Origin of the sequence: Sulfuricurvum sp. RIFOXYD12_FULL_44_77 (genome assembly GCF_001830725.1) — a bacterium.
Classification (GTDB): domain Bacteria; phylum Campylobacterota; class Campylobacteria; order Campylobacterales; family Sulfurimonadaceae; genus Sulfuricurvum; species Sulfuricurvum kujiense_A.
Genome location: NZ_MIBU01000002.1, coordinates 3,027 through 3,899, shown reverse-complemented (window position 1 = coordinate 3,899; position 873 = coordinate 3,027). Strand labels below are relative to the sequence as shown.

Sequence of the window (873 nt, the reverse complement as noted above, 5' to 3'; positions counted from 1 at the left end):
GAAACCATACTACTTCAAGAGCACTTCCGTGTGGTAACGGTAGATAATGGGCAAAAAGCGGTGGATGCGTATCTTAAAGAACATTTTGATTTGGTTCTTATGGATATCGATATGCCGGTTATGGACGGATTGATGGCAAACAGATTGATTAAAGAGATTGATAAACGCGATTCTCGCGGATTTGTTCCAGTGATCGCCCTAACGGCACACGCCTTAATCGGAGACCGTGAGCGGATTGTGGCGGGAGGATTGGACGCCCACTTGGCAAAACCGATCGATAAACATTTCCTTTTACAAACGATCGATCGCTATTTAAAAATTGCTCAGCAAAAACGTGAAGGCAATGTCGTTTAATATTGATTGTTTTTTGCGTACTATACTGACAAATGTATTATAATGCCGAAATCAAATCCCCCTTGAATAGAGGGGACAATTACAAGGATAGCAATGAAGCGATATTATGCCGCTTGGATTTTGGGTTTATTGTTGAGCGCTACAAGTGGTTCTGCTGCTGTTTTAGCGACTGTTAACGGAGATGAAATTACCTCTGAAGAAGTAAATAAAGTATTGATGGAAGGGACTCAGGGTCGTTTTGACTCTCTTCCTGCCGATAAACAAAATGAATTGCGTCAGCGTATTATCGAGGGGATGATTGCCCAAGAGTTAGTGTATGACGATGCAAAACGAAGCGGTGTTCTTGAATCCAAAGAGTACAAGCAAGAGTTGGAAGCGTTGGTGAGCCGACTAAAAGTTCAGCTTGCCGCAAAAGTATGGGAACAAGAGCAATTCGAAGCGATTAAAGTGGATGCCAAAGAGGTCAAAGCCTATTTTGATGCCAATCCGGAAGAGTTCGTCGATAAAGAGAAAATCCGC

2 protein-coding genes are annotated in these 873 nt (G+C 42.6%); both read left to right on the top strand.

Features of this window, described 5'->3' with window-relative positions; translation table 11 throughout:
• Positions 1 to 354 (top strand): response regulator (locus tag A2517_RS00130; protein WP_294893329.1); only part of this gene is annotated, 354 nt, incomplete at its 5' end.
• 93 nt (positions 355 to 447) lie between these two features.
• Positions 448 to 873: SurA N-terminal domain-containing protein (locus tag A2517_RS00125; RefSeq protein ID WP_294893327.1), on the top strand; the 426-nt coding region annotated here is incomplete at its 3' end.